This is a genomic window from Streptomyces purpurogeneiscleroticus, assembly GCF_020024005.1.
Lineage (GTDB): Bacteria > Actinomycetota > Actinomycetes > Streptomycetales > Streptomycetaceae > Streptomyces > Streptomyces purpurogeneiscleroticus.
Genome location: NZ_NHSG01000125.1, coordinates 1 through 19,203, shown reverse-complemented (window position 1 = coordinate 19,203; position 19,203 = coordinate 1). Strand labels below are relative to the sequence as shown.

Annotated in this window: 13 protein-coding genes; 8 read left to right on the top strand and 5 right to left on the bottom strand. The window is 70.9% G+C overall.

Going from position 1 to position 19,203, the window contains the following annotated elements; translation table 11 throughout:
- The first annotated feature begins 23 nt into the window (after nucleotides 1–23).
- The 3 genes from CCS38_RS06670 to CCS38_RS06660 all read left to right on the top strand — a co-directional run bounded on the left by CCS38_RS06670 (nucleotide 24) and on the right by CCS38_RS06660 (nucleotide 2,747).
- The gene (locus CCS38_RS06670; RefSeq protein ID WP_223732266.1) at nucleotides 24–743 is read left to right on the top strand and encodes a ComF family protein; all 720 of its coding nucleotides are present in this window, start codon (nucleotides 24–26) and stop codon (nucleotides 741–743) included.
- A 319-nt stretch (nucleotides 744–1,062) separates the two neighbouring features.
- Nucleotides 1,063–1,758 (top strand): ribosome hibernation-promoting factor, HPF/YfiA family, encoded by a 696-nt coding sequence (hpf, locus tag CCS38_RS06665; protein WP_223732264.1) that lies wholly within the window; start codon nucleotides 1,063–1,065, stop codon nucleotides 1,756–1,758.
- Between the two features lie 233 nt (nucleotides 1,759–1,991).
- Nucleotides 1,992–2,747 (top strand): response regulator, encoded by a 756-nt coding sequence (locus CCS38_RS06660; protein WP_223732263.1) that lies wholly within the window; start codon nucleotides 1,992–1,994, stop codon nucleotides 2,745–2,747.
- A gap of 55 nt (nucleotides 2,748–2,802) precedes the next feature.
- Here the strand turns inward: CCS38_RS06660 and CCS38_RS06655 are convergent, their stop codons facing one another.
- Entirely contained in the window at nucleotides 2,803–4,032 is a 1,230-nt protein-coding gene (locus CCS38_RS06655; protein WP_223732262.1) for a winged helix-turn-helix domain-containing protein, read from the bottom strand.
- A 46-nt stretch (nucleotides 4,033–4,078) separates the two neighbouring features.
- Nucleotides 4,079–4,726 carry a GNAT family N-acetyltransferase gene (locus CCS38_RS06650; protein WP_223732261.1) on the bottom strand — a complete coding sequence of 216 codons (648 nt, stop codon included), beginning with the start codon at nucleotides 4,724–4,726 and terminating at the stop codon, nucleotides 4,079–4,081.
- 352 nt (nucleotides 4,727–5,078) lie between these two features.
- On the opposite strand from CCS38_RS06650, the gene secA reads away from it, so the two are divergent.
- On the top strand, nucleotides 5,079–7,910 hold the full coding sequence (gene secA / locus CCS38_RS06645; protein WP_223732260.1) for a preprotein translocase subunit SecA: 2,832 nt from the start codon (nucleotides 5,079–5,081) through the stop codon (nucleotides 7,908–7,910).
- A gap of 104 nt (nucleotides 7,911–8,014) precedes the next feature.
- Here secA and CCS38_RS06640 read toward each other — a convergent pair whose 3' ends face one another.
- Entirely contained in the window at nucleotides 8,015–8,515 is a 501-nt protein-coding gene (locus tag CCS38_RS06640; RefSeq protein ID WP_223732259.1) for an Rv3235 family protein, read from the bottom strand.
- Nucleotides 8,516–8,824: 309 nt separating this feature from the next.
- Here CCS38_RS06640 and CCS38_RS06635 point away from each other — a divergent pair, with 309 nt between their 5' ends.
- The 3 genes from CCS38_RS06635 (at nucleotide 8,825) to CCS38_RS06625 (ending at nucleotide 12,673) form a co-directional block, all read left to right on the top strand.
- On the top strand, nucleotides 8,825–9,331 hold the full coding sequence (locus CCS38_RS06635) for a DUF6912 family protein (RefSeq protein WP_223732258.1): 507 nt from the start codon (nucleotides 8,825–8,827) through the stop codon (nucleotides 9,329–9,331).
- Nucleotides 9,332–9,429: 98 nt separating this feature from the next.
- Nucleotides 9,430–10,098: an HAD family hydrolase gene (locus CCS38_RS06630; protein ID WP_223732257.1), complete on the top strand. Its 669-nt coding sequence runs from the start codon at nucleotides 9,430–9,432 to the stop codon at nucleotides 10,096–10,098.
- A 211-nt stretch (nucleotides 10,099–10,309) separates the two neighbouring features.
- The gene (locus CCS38_RS06625; RefSeq protein WP_223732265.1) at nucleotides 10,310–12,673 is read left to right on the top strand and encodes a helix-turn-helix transcriptional regulator; all 2,364 of its coding nucleotides are present in this window, start codon (nucleotides 10,310–10,312) and stop codon (nucleotides 12,671–12,673) included.
- A 15-nt stretch (nucleotides 12,674–12,688) separates the two neighbouring features.
- Here CCS38_RS06625 and CCS38_RS06620 read toward each other — a convergent pair whose 3' ends face one another.
- Nucleotides 12,689–13,255 carry a DJ-1/PfpI family protein gene (locus tag CCS38_RS06620; RefSeq protein ID WP_223732256.1) on the bottom strand — a complete coding sequence of 189 codons (567 nt, stop codon included), beginning with the start codon at nucleotides 13,253–13,255 and terminating at the stop codon, nucleotides 12,689–12,691.
- 504 nt (nucleotides 13,256–13,759) lie between these two features.
- Here CCS38_RS06620 and CCS38_RS06615 point away from each other — a divergent pair.
- The gene (locus CCS38_RS06615; protein WP_223732255.1) at nucleotides 13,760–18,721 is read left to right on the top strand and encodes an NAD-glutamate dehydrogenase; all 4,962 of its coding nucleotides are present in this window, start codon (nucleotides 13,760–13,762) and stop codon (nucleotides 18,719–18,721) included.
- A gap of 72 nt (nucleotides 18,722–18,793) precedes the next feature.
- Here CCS38_RS06615 and CCS38_RS06610 read toward each other — a convergent pair.
- A partial coding sequence (locus tag CCS38_RS06610) for an ABC transporter ATP-binding protein (RefSeq protein WP_372457005.1) occupies nucleotides 18,794–19,203 on the bottom strand: 410 nt, incomplete at its 5' end.

The following is a 19,203-nucleotide window of genomic DNA, read 5'->3' as shown; positions in this document are numbered from 1 at the left end:
GGTTGGGGCGGGACAGTGGAGACATGCGGGGGTTGTGGCGGGAATTCGCCGGGCTGGTGCTGCCGGTCGGTTGCGCGGGGTGCGGCCGGCCGCGGACGGAGCTGTGCGAGGAGTGCAGGCGGTCGCTGTGCGCCGGGGGCGGACAGTCGGCCGGGAGGCGGCGTGGGCCGCGGCGGGTGCGGCCGAGCCCGGCGCCGCCGGGACTGCCGAGGGTGTACGCAGCGGCCGCGTACGCCGACGCGGTACGGGCGGTGCTCCTCGCGCACAAGGAGCGTGGCGCCCTGGCGCTGGCCGCGCCGCTGGGCGGGGCGCTGGCGGGCGCCGTGCAGGGCCTGCGGGCCGGCCCCGGGCCGCTGCTGCTGATACCCGTGCCGTCCGCCCGGAGCGCCGTGGCCGGGCGGGGACACGACCCGGTGCGCAGGATCGCGCTGGCGGCGGCGCGGGAGCTGCGGCGCGGCGGGACCGGGGCGCGGGTGCTGGCGGCGCTGCGGCAGCGGCGGGCGGTGATCGATCAGGCCGGGCTCGGCGCGCGGCAGCGGCAGCTGAATCTCGCCGGTGCGCTGGAGGTCGCCGGTGCCGGCCGGCTGCTGCGGGGCGGGCGGGTGGTGCTGGTGGACGACCTGATGACCACCGGAGCGTCGCTGGCCGAGGCGTCGCGGGCGGTCAGAGCGGCAGGAGGGAGCGTGACGGGAGCGGCTGTCGTGGCGGCCTCGCCCAGTGCTTTCGAAATCAACTGGAACTGACCGAGAAAATTCATCGTTGCAGGTACCGAGGGCAAAAAGTCACCCAAACGGAGCTGACCCCCGTGAGGGGGTGCCGACAACCCCCCAAGCGAGCTATGTTCGGTTGTGAGGACTTGGCAGACGCTTTGCCTCGTATGCCGGATAGGTGCGATTCGCTGTGCCGGCAGAGATGCTGAAAACGGCTGGAGTGGAGTCCTGGTCCGTGGGGGAGAAGGAGGTGAAAGTCGCCAAGTCCGAGGCTTCGGCAATCACCGGGGCCTGGTGCAAGAAGGAATTGCTCCGCCCATCCGAGCGGAGCGATCCGGGAACGGAGTTCTGCGTGGACATCGTCGTCAAGGGCCGCAAGACCGAGGTGCCCGAGCGGTTCCGCAAGCACGTGGCCGAGAAGCTGAAGCTGGACAAGGTCCAGAAGCTCGACGGCAAGGTGATCAGCCTGGACGTCGAGGTGTCCAAGGAGCCCAACCCGCGACAGGCCGACCGTTCCGACCGAGTGGAGATCACTCTTCGCTCCCGTGGCCCGGTGGTCCGGGCCGAGGCGGCTGCCGCAGATCCCTACGCCGCGCTGGATCTGGCCACGGCCAAGCTCGAGGCGCGACTCCGTAAGCAGCACGACAAGCGACACTCGCGGCGCGGTAGTGGACGCATCCCGGCGAGCGACGTGGCCGTCAGCGTCCCGGACGCGGCGCGGCTCAACACCAACGGCGAACTGGCCGGCGAGGAAGCGGCCGCCGAGGAGAAGGTGCCGACCACCCGGATCGGGTCGCTGGAGGTGCAGGGCGAAGGCCCCCTGGTCGTCCGCGAGAAGACCCACTCCGCGGCGCCCATGACCCTCGACCAGGCGCTTTACGAGATGGAGTTGGTCGGACACGACTTCTATCTCTTCGTCGACGCCGACACCAAGCAGCCCAGCGTGGTCTACCGGAGGCACGCATACGACTACGGCGTCATCCGTCTGAACTCCGATCCGTTCGCGGACGGAACGCCCACCGATGCCGGCGGGGCGCTCGGCGGCTGACGCCACTCCCGAGGTGCCCCCGGCGCACGCCGGGGGCGCCATCGTGGCCGCTGTGAGCAGGAGTTGAGACCGTATAGTGTCTGTGCGGCCAGGGGGTTCAGCACGAAGCGGCGACATGCCGGGGAGACGACGTGTGTATGGCGCTGATCGGGCTGGCCGTAGCGGGCTGTTGTCAACCAGCCTTATGAGAAAGCTCAGGCCCCTCCGGGCCGAGTAGTTGACGGGGAGGAACGATGGGGGACAGCTTCGGGCCCGTGCGCGACGAAGCGGACGATGACGGCGTCGGCACGGCCGACGATGTCGGCTCGGACGCGGCAGCGTCCCGCAAGGAGCCGATCAGAGTCCTGGTGGTGGACGACCATGCGCTCTTCCGGCGGGGCCTGGAGATCGTGCTGGCCCAGGAAGAGGACATCCAGGTCGTCGGCGAGGCCGGGGACGGCGCGGAGGCGGTGGACAAGGCCGCGGACCTGCTGCCGGACATCGTGCTGATGGATGTCCGGATGCCCCGGCGTGGCGGTATCGAGGCGTGCACCTCCATCAAGGAAGTGGCCCCCAGCGCGAAGATCATCATGCTGACGATCAGCGACGAGGAGGCCGACCTCTACGACGCGATCAAGGCGGGTGCCACGGGGTATCTCCTCAAGGAGATCTCCACCGACGAGGTGGCCACGGCCATTCGCGCGGTCGCGGACGGGCAGTCGCAGATCAGCCCCTCCATGGCGTCGAAACTCCTCACGGAGTTCAAGTCGATGATCCAGCGGACGGACGAGCGGCGGCTCGTTCCGGCGCCGCGGCTCACGGACCGTGAGCTGGAAGTGCTGAAGCTCGTCGCCACGGGAATGAACAACCGCGATATCGCCAAGGAACTGTTCATCTCCGAGAACACCGTGAAGAACCACGTCCGCAACATCCTGGAGAAACTGCAGCTGCACTCCCGGATGGAGGCGGTCGTGTACGCGATGCGCGAGAAGATCCTGGAGATCCGCTAGCCGGGCGAGCACCGCCCGGCGGCGGTCAGCGGGCAGAGCTACCTCCGCACCCGCCTCACGTGAGCCGGGACAGCTCCGCCGTGAGCGCGGTGAGCAGCGTCGGGTCGTCGCAGCGGTCGATGCGTACGGTGTCGCAGTCGACCCAGGCGGCGGCCTCGACCAGGGCCTGGGCCATGGGGCGTACGGCCTTGTGGCCCCGCATCGAGACCTGCCGGGCGACCAGCGTCGTGCCCTCGCGGGCCGGGTCGACCCGGCCCATCAGCCTGCCGCCGGCGAGCAGGGGCATGGCGAAGTAACCGTGTATCCGCTTGGGCCGGGGGACGTACGCCTCCAGCCGGTGCGTGAAGTCGAAGATCCGCTCCGTGCGGGGGCGGTCCCAGATCAGCGAGTCGAACGGTGACAGGAGCGTCGTGCGGTGCCTGCCGCGCGGCGGCCCGTCCAGCGCGGCCGGGTCGGCCCAGGCGGGCTTCCCCCACCCCTCGACCTCGACCGGCACCAGCCCCGTGTCCTCGATGACCGCGCTGACCTGCTCGCCCTTGAGGCGGTGATAATCCGCCAGGTCCGCCCGGGTGGCGACGCCCATGGCGGCGCCGGCCTGCGCGACGAGCCGGCGGACGCACTCGGTGTCGTCCAGGTCGTCGTGCAGCAGAGCGTCCGGAACGGCGCGCTCGGCGAGGTCGTACACCCGCTTCCAGCCACGGCGCTCCGTACAGACCACCTCGCCGGTGTCGAGCAGCCACTCCACGGCGATCTTCGTCTCGGACCAGTCCCACCACTCCCCGCCGTTCCGCCCGCCGCCCAGCTGGGTCGTGGTGAGCGGGCCGTCGGCCTTGAGACGGTCCAGGACGGCGGCGCAGGAGCGCTCGGAGTCCTGCATGACGTGCCAGCGGTGGCCGCGCGCCCGCATGGCCCGGCGCCGGAACGCGAAGAGCGGCCACTCCTCGACCGGCAGGATGCAGGCGGCGTGCGACCAGTACTCGAAGCTGTGCGGCTCGTACGCGGAGTCGGGCGCCGGGGCGCCGTCCGCCTCCGCACGCGGCGTCCAGTACGCCGACTCCACGGCCGGGCGGCCGACCGGGCCGAGACGGGCGTACGGAATGAGCTCGTGGGAGCGGGCCAGCACGGAGATCGTGTCGAGCTGGACGGCACCGAGCCGGCGGAGCACGCCGCGCACGCCCGCGCGGCGGTCGGGCGCGCCCAGGAATCCTTGGGCGCGCAGCGCGAGGCGACGCGCTTCATCGGCGGACAGGCTGGTCACGGGCTGCGCTGCGGGCACGGCTGTCATGCGGATCAGCGTAGGACCGGCCACTGACAACGGTCCGGAAAATCGATCAACCGTTCCCTGTGGGCTGCTGTGCGGCGGCTCGGACGGCTCGTTCCTCGTACGGCAGGTACGGCGTCTCCGAAGGGAGGCCCAGGTCGGAGGGGAGGAGGGAGGCGGCCCAGGCGTCGCGGCGGGTGCCCCCGCGGGGGATCTTCGCGCGGACCGTGCCCTCCATGCGGAAACCGGTCTTCAGGGCGACCGCCCGGGAGGCTTCGTTGCCGGCCTCCGCGTACCACTCCATGCGCTCCACCCCGAGGCCGGTGAACGCCCAGCGCACGATGGCGCGGGCCGCCTCGACGGTGTACCCGCGGCCGCGGTGCTCCTTGGCCGTCCAGTACCCGAGCTCGGCCAGGCGCTCGGGCGGCGCCAGCTGGGTCAGCCGTACCAGACCCGCCGAGCCCACGAGCGTCCCGTCGCCCGCCGGGCGGCCGTCCTCCTTGAGCGTCACGGCGAACGTGTAGGTGGTGCCCTCGCGCCAGCCCCGGGTGGTGTGCGGACCGACGAAGTCCTCCGCGTGCGTGCGGGTGTACGGGAAGGGGACGGTCGTCCAGCGCGGGATGTCGGGGTCCTGGCAGGCGGCGTGCACGGCCGCGGCGTCGGCCGGGCGGAAGGGGCGCAGGACGAGCCGTTCGGTAGTGAGGGTGACGGGTTCCATGGCAGCAGTGTGCGTATTGGCCGCGACGGGGGCGAAGGAATTACGCTGCGCCACGGGCGCGCCCGGTTCCGCTTTCGCGGCGCGTGTACCGGAACACGTTCCGGCCGTGCAGCGGCACCTTCCGCGGGCCTCGCGCGTTGTCGTAGCGAGAGGACGAGGAGAGGTGACCGACAGTGTCCTAGCGAGTCGTGGAAAGTTGTGGAGAAGGGACAGGGGCCTTCGGGCGACGGACCTCCCTGCGTAGCGGGGTCCTCCCTTACGATGGCCGTTGCGGCGGGGCCTGCCCCTTGGAAAAATGCCGCGCCCGCGCACCGACCGTGCACAGGCCCGACCGGCGAGGAGACCAGCCCAAGTGTCCGTCTTGACGAAGATCATGCGTGCAGGCGAAGGCAAGATCCTGCGCAAACTGCACCGCATCGCGGGCCAGGTCAACTCGATCGAAGAAGACTTCGTCAAACTCTCCGACGCCGAGCTGCGGGCCCTCACCGATGAGTACAAGGAGCGGTACGCCGACGGCGAGAGCCTGGACGACCTGCTCCCCGAGGCGTTCGCGACCGTCCGTGAGGCCGCCAAGCGCGTTCTCGGCCAGCGCCACTACGACGTCCAGCTCATGGGCGGCGCCGCGCTGCACCTCGGGTACGTCGCCGAGATGAAGACCGGTGAGGGCAAGACCCTGGTCGGCACCCTGCCTGCGTATCTGAACGCGCTGTCCGGCAAGGGCGTCCACCTCATCACGGTCAACGACTACCTGGCCGAGCGCGACTCCGAGATGATGGGCCGGGTCCACAAGTTCCTGGGCCTCGACGTCGGTTGCATCCTGGCGAACATGACGCCGGCGCAGCGCCGCGAGCAGTACGCCTGCGACATCACCTACGGCACGAACAACGAGTTCGGCTTCGACTACCTCCGCGACAACATGGCGTGGTCGAAGGACGAGTTGGTCCAGCGTGGTCATAACTTCGCGATCGTCGACGAGGTCGACTCCATCCTGGTCGACGAGGCCCGTACGCCGCTGATCATCTCCGGCCCGGCCGACTCCGCGACGAAGTGGTACGGCGACTTCGCCAAGCTGGTCAAGCGCCTGAAGAAGGGCGAGGCGGCCAACCCGCAGCGCGGCATCGAGGAGACCGGCGACTACGACGTCGACGAGAAGAAGCGCACGGTCGGCATCCACGAGTCCGGCGTCAGCAAGGTCGAGGACTGGCTCGGCATCGACAACCTCTACGAGTCGGTCAACACCCCGCTCGTCGGTTATCTGAACAACGCCATCAAGGCGAAGGAACTGTTCAAGAAGGACAAGGACTACGTCGTCATCGACGGCGAGGTCATGATCGTCGACGAGCACACCGGCCGTATCCTCGCCGGCCGCCGCTACAACGAGGGCATGCACCAGGCGATCGAGGCGAAGGAAGGGGTGGAGATCAAGGACGAGAACCAGACTCTCGCCACGATCACCCTCCAGAACTTCTTCCGCCTCTACGACAAGCTCTCCGGCATGACCGGTACGGCCATGACCGAGGCGGCCGAGTTCCACCAGATCTACAAGCTCGGCGTCGTCCCCATCCCGACGAACAAGCCGATGATCCGCAAGGACCAGGCGGACCTCATCTACCGCACCGAGGTCGCCAAGTTCGCCGCGGTCGTCGACGACATCGCCGAGAAGCACGCGCAGGGCCAGCCCATCCTGGTCGGCACGACCTCCGTCGAGAAGTCCGAGTACCTCTCGCAGCAGCTCAACAAGCGCGGCGTGCGGCACGAGGTGCTGAACGCCAAGCAGCACGACCGGGAGGCGTCGATCGTCGCCCAGGCCGGCCGCAAGGGCTCCGTCACGGTCGCGACGAACATGGCCGGCCGCGGTACGGACATCAAGCTCGGCGGTAACCCGGACGACCTGGCCGAGACCGAGCTGCGCGCGATGGGCCTGGACCCGGTGGAGCACGTGGAGGAGTGGGCGGCCGCGCTGCCCGCCGCCCTGGAGAAGGCCGAGGCCGCGGTCAAGGCGGAGTTCGAGGAGGTCAAGGAGCTCGGCGGGCTCTACGTCCTCGGTACCGAGCGGCACGAGTCGCGCCGTATCGACAACCAGCTGCGCGGTCGTTCCGGCCGGCAGGGCGACCCCGGCGAGTCCCGGTTCTACCTCTCGCTCGGCGACGACCTGATGCGGCTCTTCAAGGCCCAGATGGTCGAGCGCGTCATGGCCATGGCGAACGTCCCCGACGACGTGCCGATCGAGAACAAGATGGTGACGCGCGCCATCGCCTCCGCGCAGTCCCAGGTCGAGCAGCAGAACTTCGAGACGCGGAAGAACGTCCTGAAGTACGACGAGGTGCTCAACCGCCAGCGCGAGGTCATCTACGGCGAGCGCCGCCGCGTCCTGGAGGGCGAGGACCTCCAGGACCAGATCAAGCACTTCATGGACGACACCATCGACGCCTACATCCAGGCGGAGACGGTCGAGGGCTTCGCCGAGGAGTGGGACCTGGACCGGCTGTGGGGCGCGTTCAAGCAGCTGTACCCGGTCAAGGTGACCGTGGAGGAGCTGGAGGACGAGGTCGGCGACCGCGCCGGGATCACCGCCGAGTTCATCGCCGAGGCGATCAAGGACGACATCCACGAGCAGTACGCGGCCCGCGAGGAGCAGCTCGGCTCGGAGATCATGCGCGAGCTGGAGCGCCGCGTGGTGCTGTCGGTCCTGGACCGCAAGTGGCGCGAGCACCTCTACGAGATGGACTACCTCCAGGAGGGCATCGGCCTGCGGGCGATGGCCCAGAAGGACCCGCTGGTCGAGTACCAGCGCGAGGGCTTCGACATGTTCACCGCCATGATGGAGGGCATCAAGGAGGAGTCCGTCGGCTACCTGTTCAACCTGGAGGTCCAGGTCGAGCAGCAGGTCGAGGAGGTCCCGGTCCAGGAGACGGCGGAAGCGGCCCCGGCGGCCCAGGACGCGGTGCCGGCGCAGGCGGGTGCCGGCGGCCGGCCGGAGATCCACGCCAAGGGCCTGGATGCGCCGCAGCGCCCGGACCGGCTGCACTTCTCCGCGCCGACGGTGGACGGCGAGGGCGGCGTGGTCGAGGGCGACTTCACCAACGACGCCGTGCCGAGCGGCCAGACCCGCTCGGAGTCCGACGGCCTGACGCGCGCGGAGCGCCGGAAGGCCCAGAAGGGCGGGCGGCGCCGCAAGAAGTGAGCCGCAAGAAGTAACCGAGTCGGCTCGGCCGGCGAGGTGGGACGGGCCGGGGTGCCGCAGCGGAAGGCTGCGCCCCCGGCCCTTCGCATGGCCGCTCGCCGTACCTAGACCGTCCGGCTCCACACCGACACCGACGGGCCGATGTCCAGGGCGGCGCAGCGCCAGCGGGCGTCGCGGCCGCGTTCGAGGCGGAAGGCGAGGGCCCGTACGCGGTCCCCGGCGGCGATCCGGGCGAACGCCTCGATGACGCCGCTGCGCGGGCAGTACACGCCGCACTCGCGGACCTCGGGGTCCGGGCCGCGGTGGTGCCGTCCCGTGGGGCGCAGCGGGGCCTGCGGAGCGAGTTCCACGAGGCGGTCGTAGGCGGCGGGCAGGGCGTGGCCCAGCAGCGCGTGCACGGGGCGCCGGCCGCTCAGGGTGAGCACCAGCTGGTCGGCGAACCAGCGGTGCGGCTGCCGCGCGGCGGCGCGGCGGCGGGCGGCGGCCTGTGGGAGGGCGGCCTGCGGGAGGCGCGGTGCGGTGCGCGGGCCGCCGGGGCGGCGACTGTCGCGGCGCGTGGTCACGGGCTTGGACGTGCGCGTGGACGGACGTGTGGACGTGGTCATGGTGGAGATCCCCCGTTCTGCCGGACCCCTTGGATACCGGGCAGTAGCTCCTGTGGTGGAGCTCTTCTACCGAGGCGGCCGGAGGCACGGCAAGGCTGTCGGAGGCGGGGCCGGGGGCTCCGGAAAATTCACCTATCAGGGTGACGGGCGGCGTGCGGGAAGGACGGGATCAGGCCACAGCGGGTGTCCGGGGGGCCGCCCGGGAGGGCCGTACCGGCAGCACGATGGGGGACCCCCGCCCGTATGCTGGCTGCCTGCGCCCCAAACCGAGCCAGTACCCCAGCAGTCCGAACGAAAGCGGCGGCCACCATGCGTGTCTACGTTCCCCTGACGCTCCCCGGTCTCGCAGAGGCGTACAAGGCGGGCGAGCTGGGTTCCGGCCCGCTGGACGCCTTCGCCGTGACGCCCGCGTTGCGCGAGTGGTACGTCTCCGACGACATCGAGGAGCTGGAGTACGCCGCGCTGAACCGTGCCGCGCAGGCGTCGCTGCGGCTGCTGGCCACCGACCCGCAGGCGCCCCGGAAGCGTGTCGTGGTGGCCGTCGACGTGGCCGACGGCGCGGCGTCCGTGGACCCCGACCGGGGGCTGGACAAGTCGGCGCTGGGCGTCGTGCGGGTGGCCGGGCCGGTGCCGATGAAGAAGGCGGCGGCGGTGCACGTCGACTCCGGTGACGCGGAGCCGGACGTCACGGCAGCGGCGGCGGCGCTGGGCGCGGCGGACCAGGGGGACGACGACGCGCAGTTCACGGTGGACGGGGCCGAGGACCACGAGCTGATGTGGTTCGGCGTCCAGGAGATCCCGAACCTGATCGGCTGAGGCCGGGGCCGCTTCCCGGTGAGGCTTCAGTAGGGCCCTGAACTGGTATTTTGCTGCCGTTCGGCAAGATTGTCAGTGGGCCTGGGTACCTTCTTCGCATGGGGAAGCACGCGACGCACATCGTCTGGGACTGGAACGGCACGCTCTTTCACGACATCGACGCCGTGATCGGCGCGACCAATGCCGCGTTCGGTGAGATCGGCCTGCCCCCGATCACGCTGGAGCAGTACCGGGAGCTGTACTGCGTGCCGATCCCGCGCTTTTACGAGCGGCTGATGGGGCGGCTGCCCACGGACGACGAGTGGGTGGTGATGGACGAGGCGTTCCACCGGCACTACCGGCTCCGGCGGGAGGCGTGCGCGCTCGCCGAGGGCGTGGAGATGCTGCTGCACAGCTGGCGGACGGCCGGGCGCAGCCAGTCGATCCTCAGCATGTACGGGCACGACGAGCTGCTGCCGCTGGTGCGCGACTTCGGCATCGAGTCGCACTTCATACGGGTGGACGGCCGGACCGGGCCGTCCGGCGGGAGCAAGAGCGCGCACATGGTGCGGCATTTCGCGGCGCTGGAGGGGGCGCGCGTCGAGCCCGGCCGTACGGTCGTCATCGGCGACGCCGTGGACGACGCGGTGGCGGCCCGGGACGCGGGGGCGCACGCGGTGCTGTACACGGGCGGTTCGCACAGCCGCGCAAGCCTGCTGGAGGCCGGGGTACCGGTCGTCGACAGCCTGGCCGAGGCCGTCGAGGCGGCGGAGCGACTGGTGATCTGAGGGCCGGTGCGGGCCGGGGACGGCTGCGTGCGGCTGGTGGTCTGAAGGCCAAGCAGGCCCGGGGACGGCTGCGTGCGGCTGGTGATCTGAGGGCCAAGCAGCCCGGGGACGGCTGTGGAAGCGCCCTCACGTGGTGCGTCGGCGCGCGTACGCTGTGCTCTTGGGAGCCGGTGCCTCGGGAGCCGGCTCAGTGAGCCATACCGGGGGCGGCATGACGGTCGACTTCAGCCAGCGGCGGAGCGGCGCGCTGCCGGTCGAGGTGACCGGGTTCGTCGGGCGGGTGACGGAGCTGGCCCGGGTGCGGCGGCTGCTGGGGGAGGCGCGGCTGGTCACCCTCCTCGGGCCGGGCGGCGTCGGCAAGAGCCGGGTGGCGCTGCGCACGGCCGCCGCCCTCAAGGAGGAGTTCCCGGACGGGGTATGGCTGGCGGAGCTGTCCGCACTGCGCTCCGCCGAGCTGTTCCCGCAGACCATGGCAGCGGTGCTCGGGCTGCCGGAGCAGGCCGGGCGCCGCACGGTGGACGCCCTCGTCGAGCACCTCCAGGACCGGCAGGCCCTCCTCGTACTGGACACCTGCGAGCATCTGGTCGACGCCTGCGCCATGCTCGCCGATCTGCTGCTGCGCGAGGCGCCGCGGATGCGGATCCTGACGACCAGCCGCGAGCCGCTGGACGTGCCGGGGGAGCACACGGTGCAGATCCCGCCGCTGCCGGTGGAGGACACGCGGGAGGCGGAGAACGGCTGCGGGGCGGTGGCGCTCTTCGCGCAGCGGGCCGCGGCCGTGGTGCCCGGCTTCACGGTCACCGCCGCCAACCGCCCCGACGTGGTGGCCCTGTGCCGCCGTCTGGACGGCATTCCGCTGGCGGTGGAGCTGGCGGCCGTACGGCTGCGCGCGATCCCCCTGACGCAGCTCGTCGCCCGTCTGGAGGGCCGTTTCGAGGTACTGACGGGCGGCCGCCGGGCGGTGGTGCTGCCCCGGCACCAGACGCTGCGTACCGCGATCGGCTGGAGCCACGAGCTGTGCACGCCGGCGGAGCGGGTGCTGTGGGCCCGCCTGTCGGTCTTCGCCGGCTCCTTCGACCTGGCCGCGGCCGAGGACGTCTGCGCGGGCGGTGACCTGCCCGCGGACGAGGTGGTGGAGCACCTCATCGGGCTGGTCGACAAGTCGGTGGTGCTGCGGACCGACGGCGAGGAGGCCGGGGAGGCAGAAGGGGCCGCTAACGGCGCGGGGGCCGGGGACGGCTCCCGGTACCGGCTGCTGGACACCATCCGTGAGTACGGCGCCGAGTGGCTGGAGAAGGCGGGGGAGGCGAAGGAGTTCCGGGGGCGGCACTTCGCGTACTACCGGCGGCTGGGCGACCGCTTTCATGCCCGCTTCCTCACGGACGAGCAGCTGTCGCTGTACGAGGCGCTGCTGCGGGAGCAGGCCAATCTGCGGGCCGCGCTGGGGCACGCGCTGACGGCGGACGGCGACCCGGTGGAGGGGCTGGAGCTGGCCGCGCGGCTGTGGCCGTTCTGGCGGACGGCGGGGCTGCAGAAGGAGGGCCGGCACTGGATCGGCAAGGCGCTGGAGCTGGTCCCCGAGGAGCGGCCGGAGCGGGCGGCCGGGCTGCTGTCGGCCGGGATGCTTTGCCTGTGGCAGGGCGACCCGCAGGGCATCCTGCGGGAGTGCGGGCGGGCCCGGGAGCTGGCGGAGCGGCTCGGGGACGCGGCGGTGCGGCGCTGGGCGGACGGCTTCCTGGGACTGGCGCGCGGGATGCTCGGGGAGATCGACCGCTCGGCCGGGCTGCTGGCTCCGGTGCGGGCCGAGATGGTCGCCGCGGGCGACCGGCTCGGCACGGTGATGCTGAGCTATCACGAGGCGTTCCTGCGGATCACGGCCGGTGACTGCGACGGCGCACGGGCGCTGTGCGAGGTGGCGCTGCGGCACCTCGACGCGCCGGAGGAGCGGGTGCTGCGGTCCGTCGTGCTGGCCACACTGGGGCTCGCGCTGTGGCGGCAGGGGCAGCGGCCGGAAGGCGCGCGGCTGACCCGGACGGCGCTGCGGCTGAAGAGCGAGCTGCACGAGCGGTACGGCGTCGCGTACTGCGCCGAGGTGCTGGCCTGGGACGCCGCCGAGGACGGGCGGTACGCGCGTGCCGCGTGGGTGCTGGGGGTGGCGCAGGGCGTGTGGCGCAGCGTGGGCGCCACGATGTTCGGCATGCGGGCCTGGCTGGAGGTGCACGACCGGGCGGTGGCGGCGGCCCGCGAGGGCCTCGGCGACTGCGCGTACGACCGCCTCTTCGAGCGGGGACTGCGGCTGCCCCTGGACCGGGCCGTGCGGCTGATCCTCGCCGACGCGGAGTCGCCCGCCGTGCTGTCGCGGCGGACGGCCGCCGGCCGTGCTCCCGGCGGCGAGGTGCTGACCCGCCGGGAGCGGGAGGTGGCCGCGCTGGTCGCCGACGGCCTGTCGAACCGGGAGATCGCCGAACGGCTGGTGATCTCCAAGCGCACGGCGGACGCCCACGTCGAGCACATCTTCACCAAGCTCGGCGTCACCTCCCGCACGGAGATCGCGGACCGCAGCGCCGACGCCTGACCCGCCGGGCCGCCGTCACATGGCCGGCGCCTTCGCGCGCAGGACCTTCAGGAACTCCCGCATCCAGCCGGAGTGGTCCGGCCAGGCGCGGGAGGAGACCAGGGTGCCGTCGACGACGACCTCGGCGTCGCGGAAGCCGGCGCCCGCCGCCTGCATGTCCATCTCCAGGGCGGGATAGCAGGTGACCCGGCGGCCGTTCAGGCGGCCGATGGCGGCGGTCAGCAGGGGGCCGTGGCAGATCTGCGCGACCGGCTTGTCGGCGTCGAAGAACGCCTTGATCACCTTGCGCAGCTCGGCGTCGTTGCGCAGATATTCGGGGGCCCGGCCGCCGGGGATCACCAGAGCGGCGTAAGTGCCGGGGTCGACTTCGGAGAAGGCCAGGTCGGCCGGCCAGGTGTAGCCGGGCTTCTCGGTGTACGTGTCGAAACCGGGCTCGAAGTCGTGGACGACGAAGCGCAGCGTCTTGCGGGCGGGGGCCGCGATGTGCACGTCGTACCCCTCCTCGCGCAGCCGCTGGTACGGGTAGAGAACCTCAAGGGACTCCGCCGCGTCCCCGGTCACGATCAGGATCCTGGCTGCCATGGCGTACCTCCGAGCGGCTCGCGTCCGACTCCGTCCCGCTCAAGGTCCTCCGGTTCCGGGCGGTTGCCAAGACCCCCTGCGGCCCCCCTGCGAACCTCCTGCGGACGCTCGAGTGTGATCGGACGAGGTACGTCTCTGTCCATACCGGCAAAGAAACGAGTGTGGTTTTGTACACACAAGGCCCATGACGCCTCCCCCGTAGAGAGCGATAGCCTGGCAGCGTGATCAGCGCGATAACCCGCGGGGGCGTCGAGGCCCCTGCTCCGCGCCCGGGACACCACGGTGCCCGGGCGGCCGTTGATCATTCTCGTTACGGCCAGGTGCCAGGAATGCCAAATCTGGCCAATTCCGCCCCGGTCGCCCCTCATCGCGGCATAGCGTCGATTCCGACCGGACATGCTCCCGGGCCCGTCCCGGGGGTCCCTTACGCGCCGGTCCGGCGTTGTGCCGTATCCGTTTATTTCCACAACGTCACGCAACGGCGCGCGACAGGAGCCAGAGGACATGCAGACCAAGCTGGACGAAGCCAAGACCGAGCTGCTCACGAAGGCCGCCAGGGTCGCTGAGAGCGGACCGGCGGGAGGGCAGTCACCGGTACCGGGTCTCGACCCGGACACCCTCAGTGGATACCTCCAGCGCTACTACCTGCACACCGCTCCGGAGGACCTCACGGGGCGCGACCCCGTCGACGTCTTCGGCGCGGCACTGTCGCACTACCGGCTGGCGGGCGTCCGGCCGCAGGGCACGGCGAACGTCAGAGTCCACACGCCGACCGTCGAGGAGAACGGCTGGACCTGCAGCCACTCCGTCGTCGAGGTCGTCACCGATGACATGCCCTTCCTCGTCGACTCGGTGACGAATGAGCTGTCGCGGCAGGGGCGTGGCATCCACGTCGTGATCCACCCGCAGATCGTCGTCCGGCGCGATGTCACCGGCAAGCTGATCGAGGTCCTGGATGCCGAGGACGACGCGCACGGCACCCCCGGCAAGGCCAAGGACGCCGAGCTGCCGCACGACGCGCTGGTGGAGTCCTGGATCCATGTGGAGATCGACCGGGAGACCGACCGGTCCGACCTGAAGCAGATCACCGCCGATCTGCTGCGGATCCTCAATGACGTGCGCGAGGCCGTCGAGGACTGGGAGAAGATGCGCGACTCCGCGCTGCGCATCGCGGACGAGCTGCCCGCCGAGCCCACCGCCGACGACCTGCGCGACCGCGAGGTGGAGGAGGCCCGCGAGCTGCTGCGCTGGCTGGCCGCCGACCACTTCACCTTCCTCGGCTACCGCGAGTACGAGCTGACCTCGGCGCCGAGCGAGGCCGACGGCGAGGAGGACGTGCTCACCGCCGTGCCCGGCACCGGCCTCGGCATCCTCCGCTCGGACCCCAAGCACCGGGACGACGAGGGTCACCCCGTCTCCCCGTCCTTCAACCGGCTCCCGAAGGACGCCCGCAAGAAGGCCCGCGAGCACAAGCTGCTGATCCTCACCAAGGCGAACAGCCGTGCGACCGTGCACCGGCCGAGCTACCTCGACTACGTCGGCGTGAAGAAGTTCGACGCGCAGGGCAACGTCGTCGGCGAGCGGCGCTTCCTGGGCCTGTTCTCCTCCGCCGCGTACACCGAGTCCGTGCGCCGAGTGCCGGTCATCCGCCGCAAGGTCACCGAGGTGCTGGAGGGCGCCGGCTTCTCGCCCAACAGCCACGACGGCCGCGACCTGCTCCAGATCCTGGAGACCTACCCGCGCGACGAGCTGTTCCAGACCCCGGTCGACCAGCTGCGCGCCATCGCCACCAGCGTGCTCTACCTCCAGGAGCGCCGCCGGCTGCGGCTGTACCTGCGCCGGGACGAGTACGGGCGCTACTACTCCGCGCTGGTCTACCTCCCGCGGGACCGTTACACCACCGGCGTCCGGCTGCGCCTGATCGAGATCCTCAAGGAGGAGCTGGGCGGCACCAACGTCGACTTCACCGCCTGGAACACCGAATCGATCCTCTCCAGGCTGCACTTCGTCATCCGCGTCGAGCCGGGCGCCACGCTGCCCGACCTCACCGACGCCGACATCGACCGCATCGAGGCCCGGCTGGTGGAGGCCGCCCGCTCCTGGGCGGACGGCTTCGCCGAGGCGCTGAACGCCGAGTGCGGCGAGGAGCGCGCGGCCGAGCTGCTGCGCCGGTACGCCCAGGCGTTCCCCGAGGGCTACAAGGCCGACAACTCCCCGCGCGCCGCGGTCGCCGACCTCCAGCACCTGGAGAAGCTGTGGACCGCCGAAGAGGGCCGCGACTTCGAGGTCAGCCTGTACGAGCCGGTCGGCGCGGGCCCCGGCGAGCGCCGCTTCAAGATCTACCGCACCGGTGAGCCGGTCTCGCTCTCGAAGGTGCTGCCGCTGCTCAACCGCCTGGGCGTGGAGGTCGTCGACGAGCGGCCGCACGAGCTGCGCTGCGCGGACCGGTCCGCCGCGTGGATCTACGACTTCGGCCTGCGGATGCCGGAGCGGCCGAACGGCGACGACTACCGCGAGCGCTTCCAGGACGCCTTCACGGCGGTGTGGACGGGCCGCGCGGAGAGCGACAACTTCAACAAGCTGGTGCTGGGCGCGGGCCTGGACTGGCGGCAGGCGATGGTGCTGCGCGCGTACGCGAAGTACCTGCGGCAGGCCGGCTCCACCTTCAGCCAGACGTACATGGAGGACACCCTCTCCCACAACGTCCACACCACCCGGCTGCTGGTCAGCCTCTTCGAGGCGCGGATGGCCCCGCGCCGGCAGCGGGCCGGCACGGAGCTGATCGACGGGCTGCTGGAGGAGCTGGACGGCGCGCTGGACCAGGTGGCGTCGCTGGACGAGGACCGCATCCTGCGCTCGTTCCTCACCGTCATCAAGGCGACGCTGCGCACCAACCACTTCCAGAAGAACGGCGACGGCGAGCCGCACGCCTACCTGTCGCTGAAGCTGGACCCGCAGGCGATCCCCGACCTGCCGGCGCCCCGCCCGGCGTACGAGATCTGGGTGTACTCGCCGCGCGTCGAGGGCGTGCACCTGCGCTTCGGCAAGGTCGCGCGCGGTGGTCTGCGCTGGTCGGACCGGCGGGAGGACTTCCGTACGGAGATCCTCGGCCTGGTCAAGGCGCAGATGGTCAAGAACACCGTCATCGTGCCGGTCGGCGCGAAGGGCGGCTTCGTCGGCAAGCAGCTGCCGGACCCGGCGGTCGACCGCGACGCCTGGATGGCCGAGGGCATCGCCTCGTACAAGACCTTCATCTCCGGTCTGCTGGACATCACCGACAACCTCGTCGGCGGCGAGGTCGTGCACCCGGAGGACGTCGTCCGGCACGACGAGGACGACACCTACCTCGTCGTCGCGGCTGACAAGGGCACCGCGAAGTTCTCCGACATCGCCAACGAGGTCGCCGAGTCCTACGGCTTCTGGCTGGGCGACGCCTTCGCCTCCGGAGGCTCGGCGGGCTACGACCACAAGGGCATGGGCATCACGGCCCGCGGCGCCTGGGAGTCGGTCAAGCGGCACTTCCGCGAGCTGGGCGTGGACACCCAGTCCGAGGACTTCACGGTCGTCGGCGTCGGTGACATGTCCGGTGACGTGTTCGGCAACGGCATGCTGCTCTCCGAGCACATCCGCCTGGTCGCCGCCTTCGACCACCGGCACATCTTCCTCGACCCGAACCCGGACGCGGCGACCTCGTACGCCGAGCGCCGCCGGCTGTTCGAGCTGCCCCGCTCCTCCTGGGAGGACTACGACAAGTCGCTGCTGTCCCAGGGCGGCGGCATCCACTCGCGGTCCGCGAAGTCGATCCCGGTCAACCAGCACGTGCGTGCAGCGCTCGGCATCGAGGCGGGCATCACGAAGATGACCCCGGCCGAGCTGATGAAGGCGATCCTGCAGGCCCCGGTGGACCTGCTGTGGAACGGCGGCATCGGCACGTACGTGAAGTCCTCGGCCGAGTCGAACGCGGACGTCGGCGACAAGTCCAACGACGCCATCCGGGTCGACGGCCAGGACCTGCGGGTCAAGGTCGTCGGCGAGGGCGGCAACCTGGGCCTGACCCAGCTGGGCCGGATCGAGTTCGCCATGAACGGCGGCCGGATCAACACCGACGCGATCGACAACAGCGCCGGTGTGGACACCTCCGACCACGAGGTGAACATCAAGATCCTGCTGAACTCCGTGGTGACCGACGGGGACATGACGGTCAAGCAGCGCAACAAGCTGCTCGCCGAGATGACCGACGAGGTCGGCGCGCTGGTGCTGCGCAACAACTACGCGCAGAACACCGCCCTCTCGCTGGCCCTCGCCCAGTCCTCCAACATGCTCCACGCCCAGCAGCGGTTCATGCGCCGCCTGGTGCGCGACGGCCAGCTGGACCGGGCGCTGGAGTTCCTGCCGTCCGAGCGGCAGATCCGCGAGCGGCTGAACAACGGCCGGGGCCTGACCCAGCCGGAGACCGCCGTCCTGCTCGCGTACACCAAGATCACGGTGGCCGACGCGCTGATCCAGACGAGCCTGCCGGACGACCCGTACTTCAAGCACCTGCTGCACGCGTACTTCCCGACCGCACTGCGCGAGCGGTTCGCCGACCAGGTGGAAAACCACGCCCTGCACCGCGAGATCACCACGACGGTGATGGTCAACGACACCGTCAACACCGGTGGTACGAGCTTCCTGCACCGCATGGTGGAGGAGACCGGGGCGTCCCTGGAGGAGGTCGTCCGGGCGCACACCGCGGCCCGCGCGATCTTCGACCTGAACCAGGTCTGGGACGACGTCGAGGCGCTGGACAACCAGGTGCCCGCCGAGGTGCAGACCCGCATCCGGCTGCACTCCCGGCGGCTGGTCGAGCGCGGCACCCGCTGGCTGCTCAACAACCGCCCGCAGCCGCTGGAGCTGTCCGGCACGATCGACTTCTTCCGTGACCGGGTCGGCGCGGTCTGGGCCGAGCTGCCCAAGCTGCTGCGTGGCAGCGACATGGAGTGGTACGAGTCGATCTACGGGCAGCTGACCGAGGCGGGCGTGCCGGAGGCGCTGGCGCACCGCGTGGCCGGCTTCTCGTCGGCCTTCCCGGCGCTGGACATCGTGGCCATCGCCGACCGCACCGGCAAGGAGCCGCTGGACGTCGCCGAGGTCTACTACGACCTGGGCGACCGGCTGCGGATCAACCAGCTCCTGGACCGCATCCTGGAGCTGCCGCGCGCCGACCGCTGGCAGTCCATGGCCCGCGCCTCGATCCGTGAGGACCTGTTCGCCGCGCACGCCGCGCTGACCGCGGACGTCCTCTCGGCGGGCGACGGCACGGCCACGCCGGAGCAGCGCTTCAAGGCGTGGGAGGAGAAGAACGCCGCGATCCTGGGCCGCGCCCGCGCCACGCTGGAGGAGATCCAGAGCTCGGACTCCTTCGACCTGGCCAACCTGTCGGTCGCGATGCGCACGATGCGGACGCTGCTGCGCCAGCACAGCTGAGCCGTCCAAGAGACATGGGGAAGGCCCCGGAGCATCATGCTCCGGGGCCTTCCCCGTTTCCGTGCGTGCGGCTCACTTCTTGGTGAACGCCTCGTACTCCTTGAGTACGTCCGCGGTCGGGCCGTCCATCAGGAGCTCGCCCTTCTCCAGCCACAGCACCCGGTCGCAGGTGTCCCGGATGGATTTGTTGTTGTGGCTGACCAGGAAGACCGTGCCGGCCTCCTTGCGCAGCTCGCGGATGCGGGCCTCGGAGCGCTTCTGGAACTTCCGGTCACCGGTGGCCAGCGCCTCGTCGATCATCAGGACGTCGTGGTCCTTGGCCGCGGCGATGGAGAACCGCAGCCGGGCCGCCATGCCGGAGGAGTAGGTGCGCATCGGCAGCGAGATGAAGTCGCCCTTCTCGTTGATGCCGGAGAAGTCGACGATGTCCTGGTAGCGCTCGCGGACCTGCTCGCGGGTCATGCCCATGGCCAGCCCGCCCA